At 56.6% G+C, this 16,470-nt stretch carries 8 protein-coding genes and 2 pseudogenes; 1 reads left to right on the top strand and 9 read right to left on the bottom strand.

Translation table 11 applies throughout. From position 1 onward, the window contains the following. Positions 1-40: 40 nt before the first annotated feature. The 9 genes and pseudogenes from MJO57_RS01760 to MJO57_RS01720 all read right to left on the bottom strand — a co-directional run bounded on the left by MJO57_RS01760 (position 41) and on the right by MJO57_RS01720 (position 14,511). Positions 41-373, bottom strand: a complete 333-nt coding sequence (locus MJO57_RS01760) for a VCBS domain-containing protein (protein WP_252026901.1) — start codon at positions 371-373, stop codon at positions 41-43. After that, a complete protein-coding gene (locus MJO57_RS01755) occupies positions 348-7,535 on the bottom strand; it encodes a VCBS domain-containing protein (protein WP_252022409.1) in 7,188 nt (2,395 codons plus the stop codon). Before MJO57_RS01755 ends, MJO57_RS01760 begins: the two co-directional genes overlap by 26 nt. Positions 7,536-7,606: 71 nt before the next feature. Continuing rightward, a complete protein-coding gene (locus tag MJO57_RS01750; RefSeq protein ID WP_252022407.1) occupies positions 7,607-8,071 on the bottom strand; it encodes a hypothetical protein in 465 nt (154 codons plus the stop codon). A 277-nt stretch (positions 8,072-8,348) separates the two neighbouring features. Then, positions 8,349-9,083, bottom strand: a complete 735-nt coding sequence (gene phoU, locus MJO57_RS01745) for a phosphate signaling complex protein PhoU (protein WP_252022404.1) — start codon at positions 9,081-9,083, stop codon at positions 8,349-8,351. 61 nt (positions 9,084-9,144) lie between these two features. After that, positions 9,145-10,146 (bottom strand): phosphate ABC transporter ATP-binding protein PstB, encoded by a 1,002-nt coding sequence (gene pstB, locus MJO57_RS01740; protein ID WP_252022402.1) that lies wholly within the window; start codon positions 10,144-10,146, stop codon positions 9,145-9,147. A 5-nt stretch (positions 10,147-10,151) separates the two neighbouring features. After that, positions 10,152-11,840 (bottom strand): annotated as a pseudogene (gene pstA, locus MJO57_RS01735) (phosphate ABC transporter permease PstA). A gap of 32 nt (positions 11,841-11,872) precedes the next feature. Further along, a pseudogene (locus MJO57_RS01730) lies at positions 11,873-12,964 on the bottom strand (ABC transporter permease subunit); the annotation flags it as partial. A 128-nt stretch (positions 12,965-13,092) separates the two neighbouring features. Then, entirely contained in the window at positions 13,093-13,950 is an 858-nt protein-coding gene (locus MJO57_RS01725; RefSeq protein ID WP_252022399.1) for a hypothetical protein, read from the bottom strand. Between the two features lie 222 nt (positions 13,951-14,172). Continuing rightward, on the bottom strand, positions 14,173-14,511 hold the full coding sequence (locus MJO57_RS01720; RefSeq protein WP_252022396.1) for a hypothetical protein: 339 nt from the start codon (positions 14,509-14,511) through the stop codon (positions 14,173-14,175). Between the two features lie 608 nt (positions 14,512-15,119). Here MJO57_RS01720 and MJO57_RS01715 point away from each other — a divergent pair. Next, positions 15,120-16,439, top strand: a complete 1,320-nt coding sequence (locus MJO57_RS01715) for a Na+/H+ antiporter family protein (RefSeq protein WP_252022394.1) — start codon at positions 15,120-15,122, stop codon at positions 16,437-16,439. Positions 16,440-16,470 lie beyond the last annotated feature (31 nt).

The raw sequence follows: 16,470 nt of genomic DNA, 5'->3' as shown, positions 1-16,470 counted from the left end.
TGGGCCGTGCCGTCCAGCGAGCTGACGGTCAGGGTGTCGGTCAGGGTATCCCCGTCGCCAGCGCCTGAATGGCCGGCTGGCTGTTATCGGCGCTGTAGCTCCAGTTGCCATTGGCATCGAGGGTCAGGTCACCGTAGCTGCCATTGACCGTGCCGGCGGTGAACCGGGCTTCGCCGCTGTCCACATCGCTGATCGACAGGGCCCCGGAGACGGTCAGCGTGCCGCCGCTGTCTTCGCTGATGCTGCCACTGTCCGTGCCGCTGATCACCGCCCCGTCGTTGCTGCTGCCGGTGACGGTGAGGGTCAGGGTATGGTTGGTGCCGTCCACTGACTGGATGATCACGGTCTCACCGAGGGTATCCCCGTCGCCCAGGGACTGGATGGCTGCTGGCTGTTGTCGGCACTGTAGGTCCAGTTGCCCGAGGCATCCAGGGCCACGGTGGTGCCGTACAGGCCACTGTACTGCCGGCGGCAAACTGCGCCTCGCCACTGTCCGGGTCGCTGATGGTCAGGGTGCCGGAGGCGGTCAGGGTGGCGGCGCTGTCTTCACTCAGCGCACCGGTGTCCACGCCGGCAATCACGGCCGGGTCATTGACGTTGCCGACGGCAAGGGTGAAGGTGGCATCGCTACTGGCTACCCCGTCACTGGCGGTCACCCTGACCGACAGGCTGCCCACATCGCTGTTGCCGGGGGTGCCCGAGAAGGTCCGGGTGCCGGCATCGAAAGCCAGCCAGGCCGGCAGGGCGCTGCCGTCCGCCAGGGTGGCGCTGTAGCTCAGGGCGTCACCGTCCTGGTCACTGAAACTGTTGGCCGGCACCTGGTAACTGAAGCCGCTGTCCTGGCTGGCGTTCTGATTGAGCAGGCCGATGTCCAGTACCGGGCCATCATTGCTGCCGTTGACGGTGATGGTCACCGTATGGGCCGTGCCGTCCAGCGAGCTGACGGTCAGGGTGTCGGTCAGGGTATCCCCGTTGCCCAGGGCCTGAATGGCCGGCTGGCTGTTATCGGCGCTGTAGCTCCAGTTGCCATTGGCATCGAGGATCAGGTCACCGTAGCTGCCATTGACCGTGCCGGCGGTGAATTGGGCTTCGCCGCTGTCCACATCGCTGATCGACAGGGCCCCGGAGACGGTCAGCGTGCCGCCGCTGTCTTCGCTGATGCTGCCACTGTCCGTGCCGCTGATCACTGCCCCGTCGTTGCTGCCGGTGACGGTGAGGGTCAGGGTATGATTCGTGCCGTCCACTGACTGGATGATCACGGTCTCACCGAGGGTATCCCCGTCACCCAGGGACTGGATGGCTGACTGGCTGTTGTCGGCACTGTAGGTCCAGTTGCCCGAGGCATCCAGAGCCACGGTGCCGTACAGGCCACTGTAGCTGCCGGCGGCAAACTGCGCCTCGCCACTGTCCGGGTCGCTGATGGTCAGGGTGCCCGAGGCGGTCAGGGTGGCGGCGCTGTCTTCACTCAGCGCACCGGTGTCCACGCCGGCAATCACGGCCGGGTCATTGACGTTGCCGACGGCAAGGGTGAAGGTGGCATCGCTACTGGCTACCCCGTCACTGGCGGTCACCCTGACCGACAAGCTGCCCACATCGCTGTTGCCGGGGGTGCCCGAGAAGGTCCGGGTGCCGGCATCGAAAGCCAGCCAGGCCGGCAGGGCGCTGCCGTCGGCCAGGGTGGCGCTGTAGCTCAGGGCGTCGCCGTCCTGGTCACTGAAACTGTTGGCCGGCACCTGGTAACTGAAGCCGCTGTCCTGGCTGGCGTTCTGATTGAGCAGGCCGATGTCCAGTACCGGGCCATCATTGCCGCCGTTGACGGTGATGGTCACCTTATGGGTTGTGCCGTCCAGCGAGCTTACGGTCAGGGTGTCGGTCAGGGTATCGCCGTTGCCCAGCGCCTGAATGGCCGGCTGGCTGTTATCGGCGCTGTAGCTCCAGTTGCCGTTGGCATCGAGGGTCAGGTCACCGTAGCTGCCATTGACCGTGCCGGCGGTGAACCGGGCTTCGCCGGCATCCACATCGCTAACCGACAGGGCCCCGGAGACGGTCAGCGTGCTGCCGCTGTCTTCGCTGATGCTGCCGCTGTCCGTGCCGCTGATCACCGCCCCGTCGTTGCTGCCGGTGACGGTGAGGGTCAGGGTATGGTTAGTGCCGTCCACTGACTGGATGATCACGGTCTCACCGAGGGTATCCCCGTCGCCCAGGGACTGGATGGCTGACTGGCTGTTGTCGGCACTGTAGGTCCAGTTGCCCGAGGCATCCAGGGCCACGGTGCCGTACAGGCCACTGTAGCTGCCGGCGGCAAACTGTGCCTGGCCACTGTCCGGGTCGTTGATGGTCAGGGTACCGGAGGCGGTCAGGGTGGCGGCGCTGTCTTCAGTCAGCGCGCCCGTGTCCACGCCGGCCATCACGGCCGGGTCATTGACGTTGCCGACGGCGAGGGTGAAGGTGGCATCGGTACTGGCCACCCCGTCACTGGCGGTCACCCTGACCGACAAGCTGCCCACATCGCTGTTGCCGGGGGTGCCCGAGAAGGTCCGGGTGCCGGCATCGAAAGCCAGCCAGGCCGGCAGGGCGCTGCCGTCGGTCAGGGTGGCGCTGTAGCTCAGGGCGTCGCCGTCCTGGTCACTGAAACTGTTGGCCGGCACCTGGTAACTGAAGCCGCTGTCCTGGCTGGCGTTCTGATTGAGCAGGCCGATGTCCAGTACCGGGCCATCATTGCCGCCGTTGACGGTGATGGTCACCGTATGGGTTGTGCCGTCCAGCGAGCTTACGGTCAGGGTGTCGGTCAGGGTATCGCCGTTGCCCAGCGCCTGAATGGCCGGCTGGCTGTTATCGGCGCTGTAGCTCCAGTTGCCGTTGGCATCGAGGGTCAGGTCACCGTAGCTGCCATTGACCGTGCCGGCGGTGAACCGGGCTTCGCCGGCATCCACATCGCTAACCGACAGGGCCCCGGAGACGGTCAGCGTGCTGCCGCTGTCTTCGCTGATGCTGCCGCTGTCCGTGCCGCTGATCACCGCCCCGTCGTTGCTGCCGGTGACGGTGAGGGTCAGGGTATGGTTAGTGCCGTCCACTGACTGGATGATCACGGTCTCACCGAGGGTATCCCCGTCGCCCAGGGACTGGATGGCTGACTGGCTGTTGTCGGCACTGTAGGTCCAGTTGCCCGAGGCATCCAGGGCCACGGTGCCGTACAGGCCACTGTAGCTGCCGGCAGCAAACTGCGCCTCGCCACTGTCCGGGTCGTTGATGGTCAGGGTGCCGGAGGCGGTCAGGGTGGCACCGCTGTCTTCACTCAGCGCACCCGTGTCCACGCCGGCAATCACGGCCGGATCATTGACGTTGCCGACGGCGAGGGTGAAGGTGGCATCGGTACTGGCCACCCCGTCACTGGCGGTCACCCTGACCGACAAGCTGCCCACATCGCTGTTGCCGGGGGTGCCCGAGAAGGTCCGGGTGCCGGCATCGAAAGCCAGCCAGGCCGGCAGGGCACTGCCGTCGGTCAGGGTGGCGCTGTAGCTCAGGGCGTCACCGTCCTGGTCACTGAAACTGTTGGCCGGCACCTGGTAACTGAAGCCGCTGTCCTGGCTGGCGTTCTGATTGAGCAGGCCGATGTCCAGTACCGGGCCATCATTGCCGCCGTTGACGGTGATGGTCACCGTATGGGCCGTGCCGTCCAGCGAGCTGACGGTCAGGGTGTCGGTCAGGGTATCCCCGTCGCCCAGCGCCTGAATGGCCGGCTGGCTGTTATCGGCGCTGTAGCTCCAGTTGCCATTGGCATCGAGGGTCAGGTCACCGTAGCTGCCATTGACCGTGCCGGCGGTGAACCGGGCTTCGCCGCTGTCCACATCGCTGATTGACAGGGCCCCGGAGACGGTCAGCGTGCCGCCGCTGTCTTCGCTGATGCTGCCACTGTCCGTGCCGCTGATCACCGCCCCGTCGTTGCTGCCGGTGACGGTGAGGGTCAGGGTATGGTTGGTGCCGTCCACTGACTGGATGATCACGGTATCGCCGAGGGTATCCCCGTCGCCCAGGGACTGGATGGCTGGCTGGCTGTTATTGGCACTGTAGGTCCAGTTGCCCGAGGCATCCAGGGCCACAGTGCCGTACAGGCCACTGTAGCTGCCGGCGGCAAATTGCGCCTCGCCACTGTCCGGGTCGTTGATGGTCAGGGTGCCGGAGGCGGTCAGGGTGGCGGCGCTGTCTTCACTCAGCGCACCCGTGTCCACGCCGGCAATCACGGCCGGATCATTGACGTTGCCGACGGCTAGGGTGAAGGTAGCATCGCTACTGGCTACCCCGTCACTGGCGGTCACCCTGACCGACAGGCTGCCCACATCGCTGTTGCCGGGGGTGCCCGAGAAGGTCCGGGTGCCGGCATCGAAAGCCAGCCAGGCCGGCAGGGCGCTGCCGTCCGCCAGGGTGGCGCTGTAGCTCAGGGCGTCACCGTCCTGGTCACTGAAACTGTTGGCCGGCACCTGGTAACTGAAGCCGCTGTCCTGGCTGGCATTCTGATTGAGCAGGCCGATGTCCAGTACCGGGCCATCATTGCTGCCGTTGACGGTGATGGTCACCGTATGGGCCGTGCCGTCCAGCGAGCTGACGGTCAGGGTGTCGGTCAGGGTATCCCCGTTGCCCAGGGCCTGAATGGCCGGCTGGCTGTTATCGGCGCTGTAGCTCCAGTTGCCATTGGCATCGAGGATCAGGTCACCGTAGCTGCCATTGACCGTGCCGGCGGTGAATTGGGCTTCGCCGCTGTCCACATCGCTGATCGACAGGGCCCCGGAGACGGTCAGCGTGCCGCCGCTGTCTTCGCTGATGCTGCCACTGTCCGTGCCGCTGATCACTGCCCCGTCGTTGCTGCCGGTGACGGTGAGGGTCAGGGTATGATTCGTGCCGTCCACTGACTGGATGATCACGGTCTCACCGAGGGTATCCCCGTCACCCAGGGACTGGATGGCTGACTGGCTGTTGTCGGCACTGTAGGTCCAGTTGCCCGAGGCATCCAGGGCCACGGTGCCGTACAGGCCACTGTAGCTGCCGGCGGCGAACTGTGCCTCGCCACTGTCCGGGTCGCTGATGGTCAGGGTGCCCGAGGCGGTCAGGGTCGCGGCGCTGTCTTCACTCAGCGCACCCGTGTCCACGCCGGCCATCACGGCCGGATCATTAACGTTGCCGACGGCGAGGGTGAAGGTAGCATCGGTACTGGCCACCCCGTCACTGGCGGTCACCCTGACCGACAAGCTGCCCACATCGCTGTTGCCGGGGGTGCCCGAGAAGGTCCGGGTGCCGGCATCGAAAGCCAGCCAGGCCGGCAGGGCGCTGCCGTCGGCCAGGGTGGCGCTGTAGCTCAGGGTGTCACCGTCCTGGTCACTGAAACTGTTGCCCGGCACCTGGTAACTGAAGCCGCTGTCCTGGCTGGCGTTCTGATTGAGCAGGCCGATGTCCAGTACCGGGCCATCATTGCCGCCGTTGACGGTGATGGTCACCGTATGGGTTGTGCCGTCCAGCGAGCTTACGGTCAGGGTGTCGGTCAGGGTATCGCCGTTGCCCAGCGCCTGAATGGCCGGCTGGCTGTTATCGGCGCTGTAGCTCCAGTTGCCGTTGGTATCGACGGTCAGGTCTCCGTAGCTGCCATTGACCGTGCCGGCGGTGAACCGGGCTTCGCCGGCATCCACATCGCTAACCGACAGGGCCCCGGAGACGGTCAGCGTGCTGCCGCTGTCTTCGCTGATGCTGCCGCTGTCCGTGCCGCTGATCACCGCCCCGTCGTTGCTGCCGGTGACGGTGAGGGTCAGGGTATGGTTGGTGCCGTCCACTGACTGGATGATCACGGTATCGCCGAGGGTATCCCCGTCGCCCAGGGACTGGATGGCTGACTGGCTGTTGTCGGCACTGTAGGTCCAGTTGCCCGAGGCATCCAGGGCCACGGTGCCGTACAGGCCACTGTAGCTGCCGGCGGCGAACTGCGCCTCGCCACTGTCCGGGTCGCTGATGGTCAGGGTGCCGGAGGCGGTCAGGGTGGCACCGCTGTCTTCACTCAGCGCACCCGTGTCCACGCCGGCGATCACGGCCGGGTCATTGACGTTGCCGACAGCGAGGGTGAAGGTGGCATCGGTACTGGCCACCCCGTCACTGGCGGTCACCCTGACCGACAAGCTGCCCACATCGCTGTTGCCGGGGGTGCCCGAGAAGGTCCGGGTGCCGGCATCGAAAGCCAGCCAGGCCGGCAGGGCGCTGCCGTCGGCCAGGGTGGCGCTGTAGCTCAGGGCGTCGCCGTCCTGGTCACTGAAACTGTTGGCCGGCACCTGGTAACTGAAGCCGCTGTCCTGGCTGGCGTTCTGATTGAGCAGGCCGATGTCCAGTACCGGGCCATCATTGCCGCCGTTGACGGTGATGGTCACCGTATGGGTTGTGCCGTCCAGCGAGCTTACGGTCAGGGTGTCGGTCAGGGTATCGCCGTTGCCCAGCGCCTGAATGGCCGGCTGGCTGTTATCGGCGCTGTAGCTCCAGTTGCCGTTGGCATCGACGGTCAGGTCACCGTAGCTGCCATTGACCGTGCCGGCGGTGAACCGGGCTTCGCCGGCATCCACATCGCTAACCGACAGGGCCCCGGAGACGGTCAGCGTGCTGCCGCTGTCTTCGCTGATGCTGCCGCTGTCCGTGCCGCTGATCACCGCCCCGTCGTTGCTGCCGGTGACGGTGAGGGTCAGGGTATGGTTGGTGCCGTCCACTGACTGGATGATCACGGTATCGCCGAGGGTATCCCCGTCGCCCAGGGACTGGATGGCTGACTGGCTGTTGTCGGCACTGTAGGTCCAGTTGCCCGAGGCATCCAGGGCCACGGTGCCGTACAGGCCACTGTAGCTGCCGGCGACGAACTGCGCCTCGCCACTGTCCGGGTCGCTGATGGTCAGGGTGCCCGAGGCGGTCAGGGTCGCGGCGCTGTCCTCAGTGACCGTCCCGCTGTTGGTGCCGCTAATTACGGAAGGAACACCTGCAACCGGAATCACTACTGGTGCTTGATCAACTTCTGATTCTGCTGCTGCCTGGTATGCCTGATAATTGTTGTGTTCATCAGCAGTTTCTGAGAGGGTTTCAAAGTCATCTTCTGTATCAGCAATATCAACACTATCATCGCGTTCAATAATCAGTGCATCATCCGTAATTATTGAACTGTCTGATTCACTGTCCTCACCTGCTTCAGGGCTATTCATTTCGTTCACCGATGCTTCATCACTTGCAGCATCGACACGATCGCTCTCTACCGGCGTCTCGCTGTCACTGGCTTCATCACTGCCAGCCTCATCCTGTTCTTCATCACTTTCTTCATCACTTTCTTTATCGTCTGCTGACACGGAAGCAATGAAGGCATTGTCGAATAGTTGGGTTGACTGCGGATTCAGCTCCACAACACTGCCACTACTTAGCTGGATCTGAACAGTTACACCATCCTGGGTGGTAACCTGATCACCTTCGTAAACAGGATCACCTTCCTTGAGTACACGGACGGTGCCGTCTGCAGAAACGGCCATTACCCGCCCACTGGCACTCGACACACTACCAACAACAATCCCTGTATTTGCATCCATAATCTTTTACCCCGTTAGCATTGTGTCAGTGCAATTTGCCTGGTTCGAAATATTGGCTTCAGCGGGTAAGCCATCAGTGTTTTATTTATGAGATTAATCTCTTCAATGATCATGGCGATCAAAAGGCTGGAAATAACAAAAACATGAATTAACAGTGATTGCAGTAAAACATCACAGTTAATTCTCCATGAACCAAGAATGGTTCCGCAGTGCCAATACCAGGTTTTAACATGTAATTTCATAGGTGACGGACGATCATGGATTGTACCAGCCAGCCCTGTTTGTTCAGACGTCCTGATAAATGCTTTCGCTGAAAACTGGCCATTTTCATGAGGCCGTCCAGCATTTAACAACTCCGTGGAATTCGGATTCCCATAATGGCGGGTTAATAAGGCAAGGGATTTGAGAAGATCATCACTGCAGACCGGTTGCTCATCGGGCATGCCCCGGCATTCATGCTTAGTAATGGAGTGATCCATAGCTACCTGCTGATTGCTTCATCCATGTTTTCTTACAAGTGTGTGATTCAGTAACAAAAAGCGTGATTGTCTGAAAGGTATTAATAACTATAGATTAGCGTAAAAAGAGAATCATTATTCAACAATCAAAAATAACCAATAGACAGTTCAAATAATCAAATAGAAGACCAAACGAAGGAATATTGACAATACATTTGAAAAGTAGAAAGAGAGGCATCCGGCCAGATACCTCCCGAATAAACAAGTTAATTCAAAGCATTAATTTAGTTTTTCTATTTCAATCATCAATCGGCTTATCAAATACTTCTTCCTGCATCCGCTTCAGGCCAATATGCCTGACATCCGTGCCTTTTACGAGGTAAATAACGTATTCCGCAATATTTCTGGCATGATCTCCAATACGCTCCAGAGAGCGTAAAACCCACATAATATTCAAAACACGGGTAATGGAGCGGGGATCTTCCATCATATAGGTAACCAATTCACGGGTAGCGCTCTTATACTCCCGGTCAACCGCTTTATCCTCTTTGGCCACAGCAAGGGCCTGCTCTGCATCAAACCGGGCAAACGCATTCAGTGCATCCTGAGTCATCTGACGGACATGACTGCCAATATGACGGGTTTCAATATAACCTTTGGGCGCTTCCCCCTGTTCCGATAATTTTATGGCGAATCGTGCAATTTTGGCCGCTTCATCACCAATGCGCTCGAGATCCGTCGCCACTTTGGTACATGCCAGAACCAGCCGTAAATCGCTGGCTGCTGGCTGACGTCGCGCCAGAATTCTGGAACACTCCTGATCAATGGAGGTTTCCATAAAATTGATGTCCGTGTCTTTTTCACAGACAACAATGGCCAGGTCACTGTCGGCATTGATCAGTGATTCAATGGCATCACTGACCTGCTTTTCTACCATGCCGCCCATGGACAACAGGTTATTTCTCAGCTCCTCCAGTTCATGATTGAACTGCTGGGAGATATGGTGGGTCAACAAATCGCTCTGGTTAGGCATGGGTAATCCTTCGAGGCTGCTTGAGATCGATCATGGGGTTCAGGAAGCGCACCAGCAGTCCTCAGCCGTAACGGCCAGTAATATAATCTTCAGTCTGTTTCTTACGGGGGTTGGTAAACAGTCTGTCCATATCGCCATACTCAATCATCCGCCCCATATACATAAATGCGGTGTAGTCCGAAACCCGTGCCGCCTGCTGCATATTGTGAGTGACAATCACAATGGTAAATCTGGACTTCAGCTCATTGATCAACTCTTCAATCTTCAGTGTGGAGATGGGGTCAAGTGCCGATGCAGGCTCATCCAGAAGCAATACTTCAGGCTCCACCGCAATGGTCCTGGCAATCACCAGGCGTTGCTGCTGCCCGCCGGATAGGCCCAGTGCGCTTTCATGCAGCCGATCCTTCACTTCATTCCACAGAGCAGCCCCTCTCAGCGCCCATTCCACAACCTCATCGAGAATCCGCTTTTTATTGATGCCCTGAATCCTCAAGCCATAAGCAACGTTCTCATAAATGCTCTTTGGGAATGGGTTTGGTTTCTGAAACACCATCCCAACGCGACGACGAAGATCAGCCACATTGACTGATTTCCCGTAGATATTTTGTGGGCCATCAGCGGCGTTAGCGAGCAGAATCTGCCCAGCCACACGGCAGCCATCCACCAGATCATTCATCCGGTTCATGCTGCGTAACAATGTGGACTTACCACAACCTGAAGGTCCGATAAACGCAGTTACACGCTTTTGCGGTATCTTCATGGAGATATCAAACAGCGCTTGCTTCTCTCCATAGAACAGGTTCAGGCCCGACACTTCCATACTGGTCGGCTCATGCTCAAGGTTCAGTAAGGATCGACCACGTCCGAGCGACCCAGGGTTAAAAGTCCGGGAAAAACCGGAGGACGGTTCAACACTGCTGGCCTGAACAGAAGCATTGGCACTGCTATTCACTGAAACATTGGCTCCCTTTTCGAGACTGTTTTCAGGATGGGTTATTGAGGTTTTCACAGTATGTGCCTCTTCCGGCTTGCTATCAATGACATCAGGCTCTTCAGCAGACATCGTGTTCAGTCCTCAAGGCTCTTGTATTTTTCCCGTAAATGGTTGCGAATCGCAACGGCGGACAGATTCAGTACCGCAATGACAACCACCAGCAGCAACGCTGTAGCGTATACCAGGGGCCTGGCAGCCTCCACGTTCGGGCTTTGGAAACCCACATCATAAATATGAAAGCCCAGATGCATGAACTTCTGATCAAGGTGCAGATAGGGATAGTTGCCATCCAACGGTAAGCTGGGAGCCAGCTTAACAACACCCACCAGCATCAGTGGTGCTACTTCACCAGCAGCACGGGCAACGGCCAGTATCAAGCCGGTCATCATGGCTGGGCTTGCCATGGGCAGCACGACCCGCCACAGCGTTTCCGCCTTGGTGGCACCGAGCGCCAGACTCCCCTCCCGAACAGAGCGGGGGATACGGGACAGTCCCTCTTCCGTGGCGACAATCACCACCGGCAGGGTCAGCAGAGCCAGGGTGATGGATGCCCACAGCAGTCCCGGCGTACCAAATGTAGGTGATGGCAGGGCCTCTGCAAAAAACAGGTTATCGATTTTTGCCCCGGCAAAGTAGATGAAAAAGCCAAGACCAAAAACCCCATAGACAATTGAGGGAACCCCCGCGAGGTTGTTCACAGCCACCCGAATTGCCCGGGTCATCCAGCCCTGACTGGCATACTCTCGAAGATAGACGGCAGCGATGACACCAAAAGGGGTCACCATAATGGACATCAGAATCACCATCATCACCGTGCCAAAGATGGCGGGGAATACACCGCCCTCTGTATTAGCTTCCCTGGGATCATCAAGGATAAACTCAGCCACCTTGTCAAAATAGAAGCTAATTTTGTCAGTCAACGACATGGTATTGGGCTGATAGGCTCGAACCACCTTGCTGATGGGCTGCTCCAACGGTTGTCCATCAACGGTTCTGGCCACAAAACTGTCACGATTGAATGCCCGGTAAAGATCATCCAGCTGGGTTTCCAGCTGCTGATATTCCTGATTCAGCCGTCTACGTTCAGCCTGAATCCCGGCCTGACGAACAGGATCAATATCACCGCTCAGCTTCAGGCGACGCTCTGCCAGTCGCAGCTACTCTATTGATGCATTAATTGAGCCGATATCGTGCTTTTCAATCTGGTAAATTGCCTCATAAATCACCAGGGCCCGGTCTAAACGCTCATTGAAAACAGCCCAGGCTGATTCACCACTGGCAACGGTGGCTCCACCTTCCTGAACTGATTCAAGGAAGCCGTAGAAATTACCCCATTCACGGCGCTCAAGTACCATGATGTCTTCAGGGTATTGCCGCTTGCTTAACCACTCATCCACGATCCAGACAAAGTCAGCACCACTCAGGTCCCGATTGCCCTGCTTCAATAGATCACGGGTATACAGCTCTTGCCCATCAACCACGGTAAGGCCTGATGACACCAGGCGGGTCGCAGGAACTTGTTCGCTGTCGGTAATTTCTCCCGCAACCTTTCTGATGGTCTGCCCCGGTGGCTGGTAATTGGCCACCATGATCTGGCTTGGCCAGAAATGTCCCAGCCCCCGGACAGCAATCAATCCCAATAGCCCGATCACCAGAACAAGACTGATGGCGACAGCCCCGGCATTCAACCAGACCCAGGGGGAGCCACTTTTAACCCATTCTCCAACAGAGTACTTTCTGGAACGTTGAAGGGTATTATTCATGGTCATTTCCTATTCTCTTTCCCTTCTGCGGCCTAAAGCGAGCTGTACTTCTTACGGAGTCGATGACGCACCACCTCCGCAGCGGTATTAACCACAAAAGTGAACAGGAATAGCACCAGTGCGGCCAGAAAGAGAATCCGGTAATGACTACTACCCACCTCAGACTCAGGCATCTCAACGGCAATATTGGCAGCTAGCGTCCGCATTCCCTCAAAAATATTGGCATCCATAATGGGGGTATTCCCTGTCGCCATCAGCACGATCATGGTTTCACCGACAGCTCGTCCCATACCAATCATCACCGCCGAGAAAATACCCGGACTGGCCGTTAACAGAACCACACGAGTCAGGGTTTGCCATGGAGTCGCCCCCAGGGCAAGAGAACCGTAAGTCAGATGTCGGGGCACACTGAATATCGCATCTTCAGCGATAGAGAATATGGTGGGAATAACAGCAAAACCCATGGCCAGTCCGACCACCAGGGCATTACGCTGGTCGTAGGGAATACCCAGCTCTGTATTAAGCCAGGTGCGCATATCTCCATCAAAGAGCCAGAGCTCAAGACTGGAACTGAGTGACATGGCCAGAGCACTACTGACCAGTACTACGGGAACCAGCAATCCCGCCTGCATACCATCAGGAATTCGGTGTCGAATACTTGAAGGTAAACTGTCCCAGGCAAAAGCAAACATCAGGATGCCTGCTGGCACAAAGAGCAACAGGGCGAAAATACCCACCAACTGATTCTCAACCAAAGGAGCCAGCCAGAGCCCGGCAAGGAAACCAAGAATGACCGTGGGCAGAGCCTCCATCAGCTCGATAACCGGCTTTACTTTTCTGCGCATGCCCGGAGCCATAAAATAGGCTGTGTAGATTGCCGCACAAATCGCCAGAGGTGCTGCCAGCAACATGGCGTAAAACGCCGCTTTGAGTGTCCCGAATGACAATGGCATCAGGCTGAGTTTCGGCTCAAAATCATTATTTGATGCAGAAGACTGCCATATATAATCAGGCTGACTATAGGATTCGTACCAGACTTTACCCCATAGGGCAGACCAGGAGATTTCCGGATGCTCATTCTTGATGTTCAGGAATCGAGTCTCGCCCTGACTTTCCAGAATCAGATAAGGCTCTTTTCGGGTTACAGACTGCTCTGCAATGAAAATTGGCCAAAGGCCTTGATATACAATGCCTTCAGGAAACTGCTGGCTAAATATTGCCAAGCCCTGCCACAGGAGGATTCCAGCCTGATTTATGAAATCAGCAGTCTGCAATACGAAAAGAGCCTCAGATAATTTCCTCTTGGCGCTATGGCCATCTGATCGATTCGACCCGCAGCCATTGGCTCCACCAGCAGAGAACGATTGGCTGTCGTATAAAACAGACCGACCTGACCCGTTACGTCCGCAGCCAGAAAACCCTTGCGCCGGTGCTCCGGAACAATCTTGTCGACCGGATCACTGCCCAGACTGAAGGAGCGAATATTCTTCAGGCTCAGGCTGCCAGCATCGTCACGAACCATAAACCACTGAGTGATATTGCCCTCTGAGTCGCCCACCAGCAGTGACACTCCGCCCAACAGGAACGTCAACTCGGTAACGTCTACCCCCTGAGCGGTTAGATTGAGTGACTCATGGATGTAGGGACGATCAATATTGCTGATATTGATCACCGTCAGTTGATTGCTGCCACTGAGAACGTAAAGCCAGGTTTGCTCGGGATCGATCAGCAACTGACGGATCTGCAGATCACCTCCCACAGAAAGTGAGCTGATAGCCGGGAGTGTGACTGACTGTTGCTCAATAGTGACCGACTCGGTTAAAAAATCTTCTTCCTTGTAAATAACATCCATCACCAATTGGTTATCGATGCCGGCGGCTATCAAGAGCTTTTCCTCACCGTCACTGATCGCCAGCTGTGCAACAGGTGCCGAACTATTGCTGATGGCAACGGCCTGCCGATCATAGGGATAGCTGACTTCCGGTGTGATCTTCCGACGGTCATCGGGCCAGGTAATCTTATAGCCCTGCTTGAACAGGATGATCCCGCCTGTTGTAAGGCCAGCAGCCATCAGATTGGAGCCGGACACATCCTTTACCACCCGGGTCACTTCACTGCCTTCAGGGACTGGCAGTGGCTCATTCAGTAGCCATTCACCGGTTTCTGCCGAGAAAAAAAGCAGAGGCTCTATTTTGATTACGAACTGCTCTACAGTGAAAACTGACTGTAGGTCACGAAAAACAAGGATTGGGCAACATTACCGGACAATATGCTGACAACCTTTGTAGATAAAGGGCTTCAGCAATGTTCAACCCAGTAGCAGTCTGAAATCCTACAAGAGCCAAAGCAGATTACCAAAAGCCTCTGCTTTCATTGCGACTTCTGCCTGTTCCTCAATGGACAGAAACATGGGTACTTTCTTATTTGCGACAGATAGCTGAGTCGATGGGTATGAAGAAACCAGCTTAATCTTCGCACTGTTGAATAGCGGCAGGACTTCATAGAGCAGGTAAAAGAATATCAGAAGAATCGCCAGAATAACCCCAAGGCCACCGGAGGCAACGCCCCAGTGAGCAAGACGATCTTTTAAGAAGCGCTGGGAACGATATCTTTTTAGTACCAGTGTATTGAAATCAATACCCGGGCTGTTATCTATCGATTTTTGATACATAGCGCAAGCCGGATTAAATCATGCTGGTAACATATAGGATCAGTATGACAGTAATGTGACAGAGGGAAAAAGTCATTGCCTGAGCAGGCAGATCATTGTAATTTAGCGACTGTCGAGGACTGCTGTAAGCACAAACCTTCTGAACTTACAGCCCCGTTGTAAGAGCATAATGACCAGAGAAAATAACGATGTTGCCCATAAAGCTGCTAAAAATACCAGGTGCTGACACGCCATCAGGACAATGCAATTCTGACTTCTCTCTTATATCTTCCCTGCATTCCCGCCGACACCATCATCACCATTGATCTTATGGTTCGATCATACCCGAATACATTTACTTTTATCGCCTGAGCTTCTAGCATCAAGGTTTTGGCAGTTTTCTATGACATGTCACAATTTTAGAGCCTGAGTCATGTTCATAGTGCCGAGCGTGTGACATTTCCCGCTGAAGGCTGCAATTTCCAACTGGCAAAAAAGATCTCAAGGCAAAACTAATCGCTGGATGCGACTGCTCTTAACGAATGCCACACTGCTTTGCTATCGATTGCACTGTGGGTTGAAGTATCGCAAACCGTTTATAACTCAAAAGAACATAAAACTGGATTACTATGAACGCTGTCATTTTGGCTGTTGCCATCATGCTGACCTTGAGTGTCTTGCGTGTAAACGTTGTACTCGCGCTTTTCCTGGGCGCTATTGCCGGCGGCCTTGCCGGTGGCCTGGAGTTTGATGCCACGCTTGCTGCCTTTACCGAAGGTTTGGGGGGCGGTGCCAGCATCGCCATCAGCTACGGTATGCTGGGTGCCTTTGCCATGGCCATATCGGCATCCGGAATCCCCCAATGGCTGGCTGACCGTATCATTCAGCGGGTAGGCAAAACTCAAAAAACGGCAGGCATCCGTATTTCTATCCTGGGAAGCATTCTGCTGATGGCATTTGCCTCTCAGAATGTAGTGCCCGTGCACATAGCCTTTATCCCTATTCTGATACCACCACTACTGGGTGTTTTCAGCTCTTTACAGCTGGACCGCCGGGCAGTAGCAAGCACATTGTCGTTTGGGCTGATTGCGACCTATCTGCTGGTCCCCATTGGTTTCGGGAATATCTATCTGACCCAGATCCTGGCGGGCAATCTCAACGATAATGGCTTGAATATTGACCCTGACCTGATGCCATTGGCCATGGCTTTGCCGGTGTTTGGCATGTTTATTGGCCTGCTTGTCGCCGTATTCTGGACTTACCGGAAACCTCGTCACTACCACATTGATGAGGATGCCCTGAAAACGGCTGAAGAAGAGCAGCAAACCATGGAGCCAAAGGCAGTCTTGATGACCCTGGCGTCCATCGCCGCAGCACTCGGTGTTCAACTGTTTACTGACTCCATGGCCATGGGTGCAGCCACAGGCTTTGTGATGATGATCCTTGGCGGTGTGGTGTACTGGCGGGAAGCGGATGATGTCTTTGCCCGGGGCGTAAGAATGATGGCACTGTGTGGATTTATCATGATCTCTGCTTCTGGCTTTGCCGAAGTACTCAGAGCAACCGGTGATATCCCGGCACTGGTCGCCATGGTTGAGGAGCTGGTGTTTGGCAGCAAAGCGCTGGCTGCGTTGCTAATGCTGGTTGTTGGATTGCTGATCACTATGGGCATTGGTTCTTCATTCTCAACCATCCCCATCATTGCCACACTCTATGTTCCGCTGGCACTGGCTCTTGGCTTCTCACCTCTGGCAACCGCAGCAATTGTTGGTGCATCCGGTGCTCTTGGTGACGCAGGCTCGCCAGCTTCAGACTCTACCATTGGCCCAACAGCCGGGCTGGATGTCGATGGCCAGCACGATCACATTCGTGACACCGTCATTCCCACATTCATGCACTACAACATTCCCATGATCCTTTTTGGCTGGATCGCAGCGATGATTCTGTAATCTGGCAGCAAACCGCAGGCAGGGCAGATGC

The sequence above is a fragment of the Endozoicomonas sp. SCSIO W0465 genome, from assembly GCF_023716865.1.
In the GTDB taxonomy this organism is placed as follows: Bacteria; Pseudomonadota; Gammaproteobacteria; order Pseudomonadales; family Endozoicomonadaceae; genus Endozoicomonas.
The sequence above is the reverse complement of the archived record's forward strand: the minus strand, read 5'-3'. Positions and strand labels throughout refer to the sequence as shown.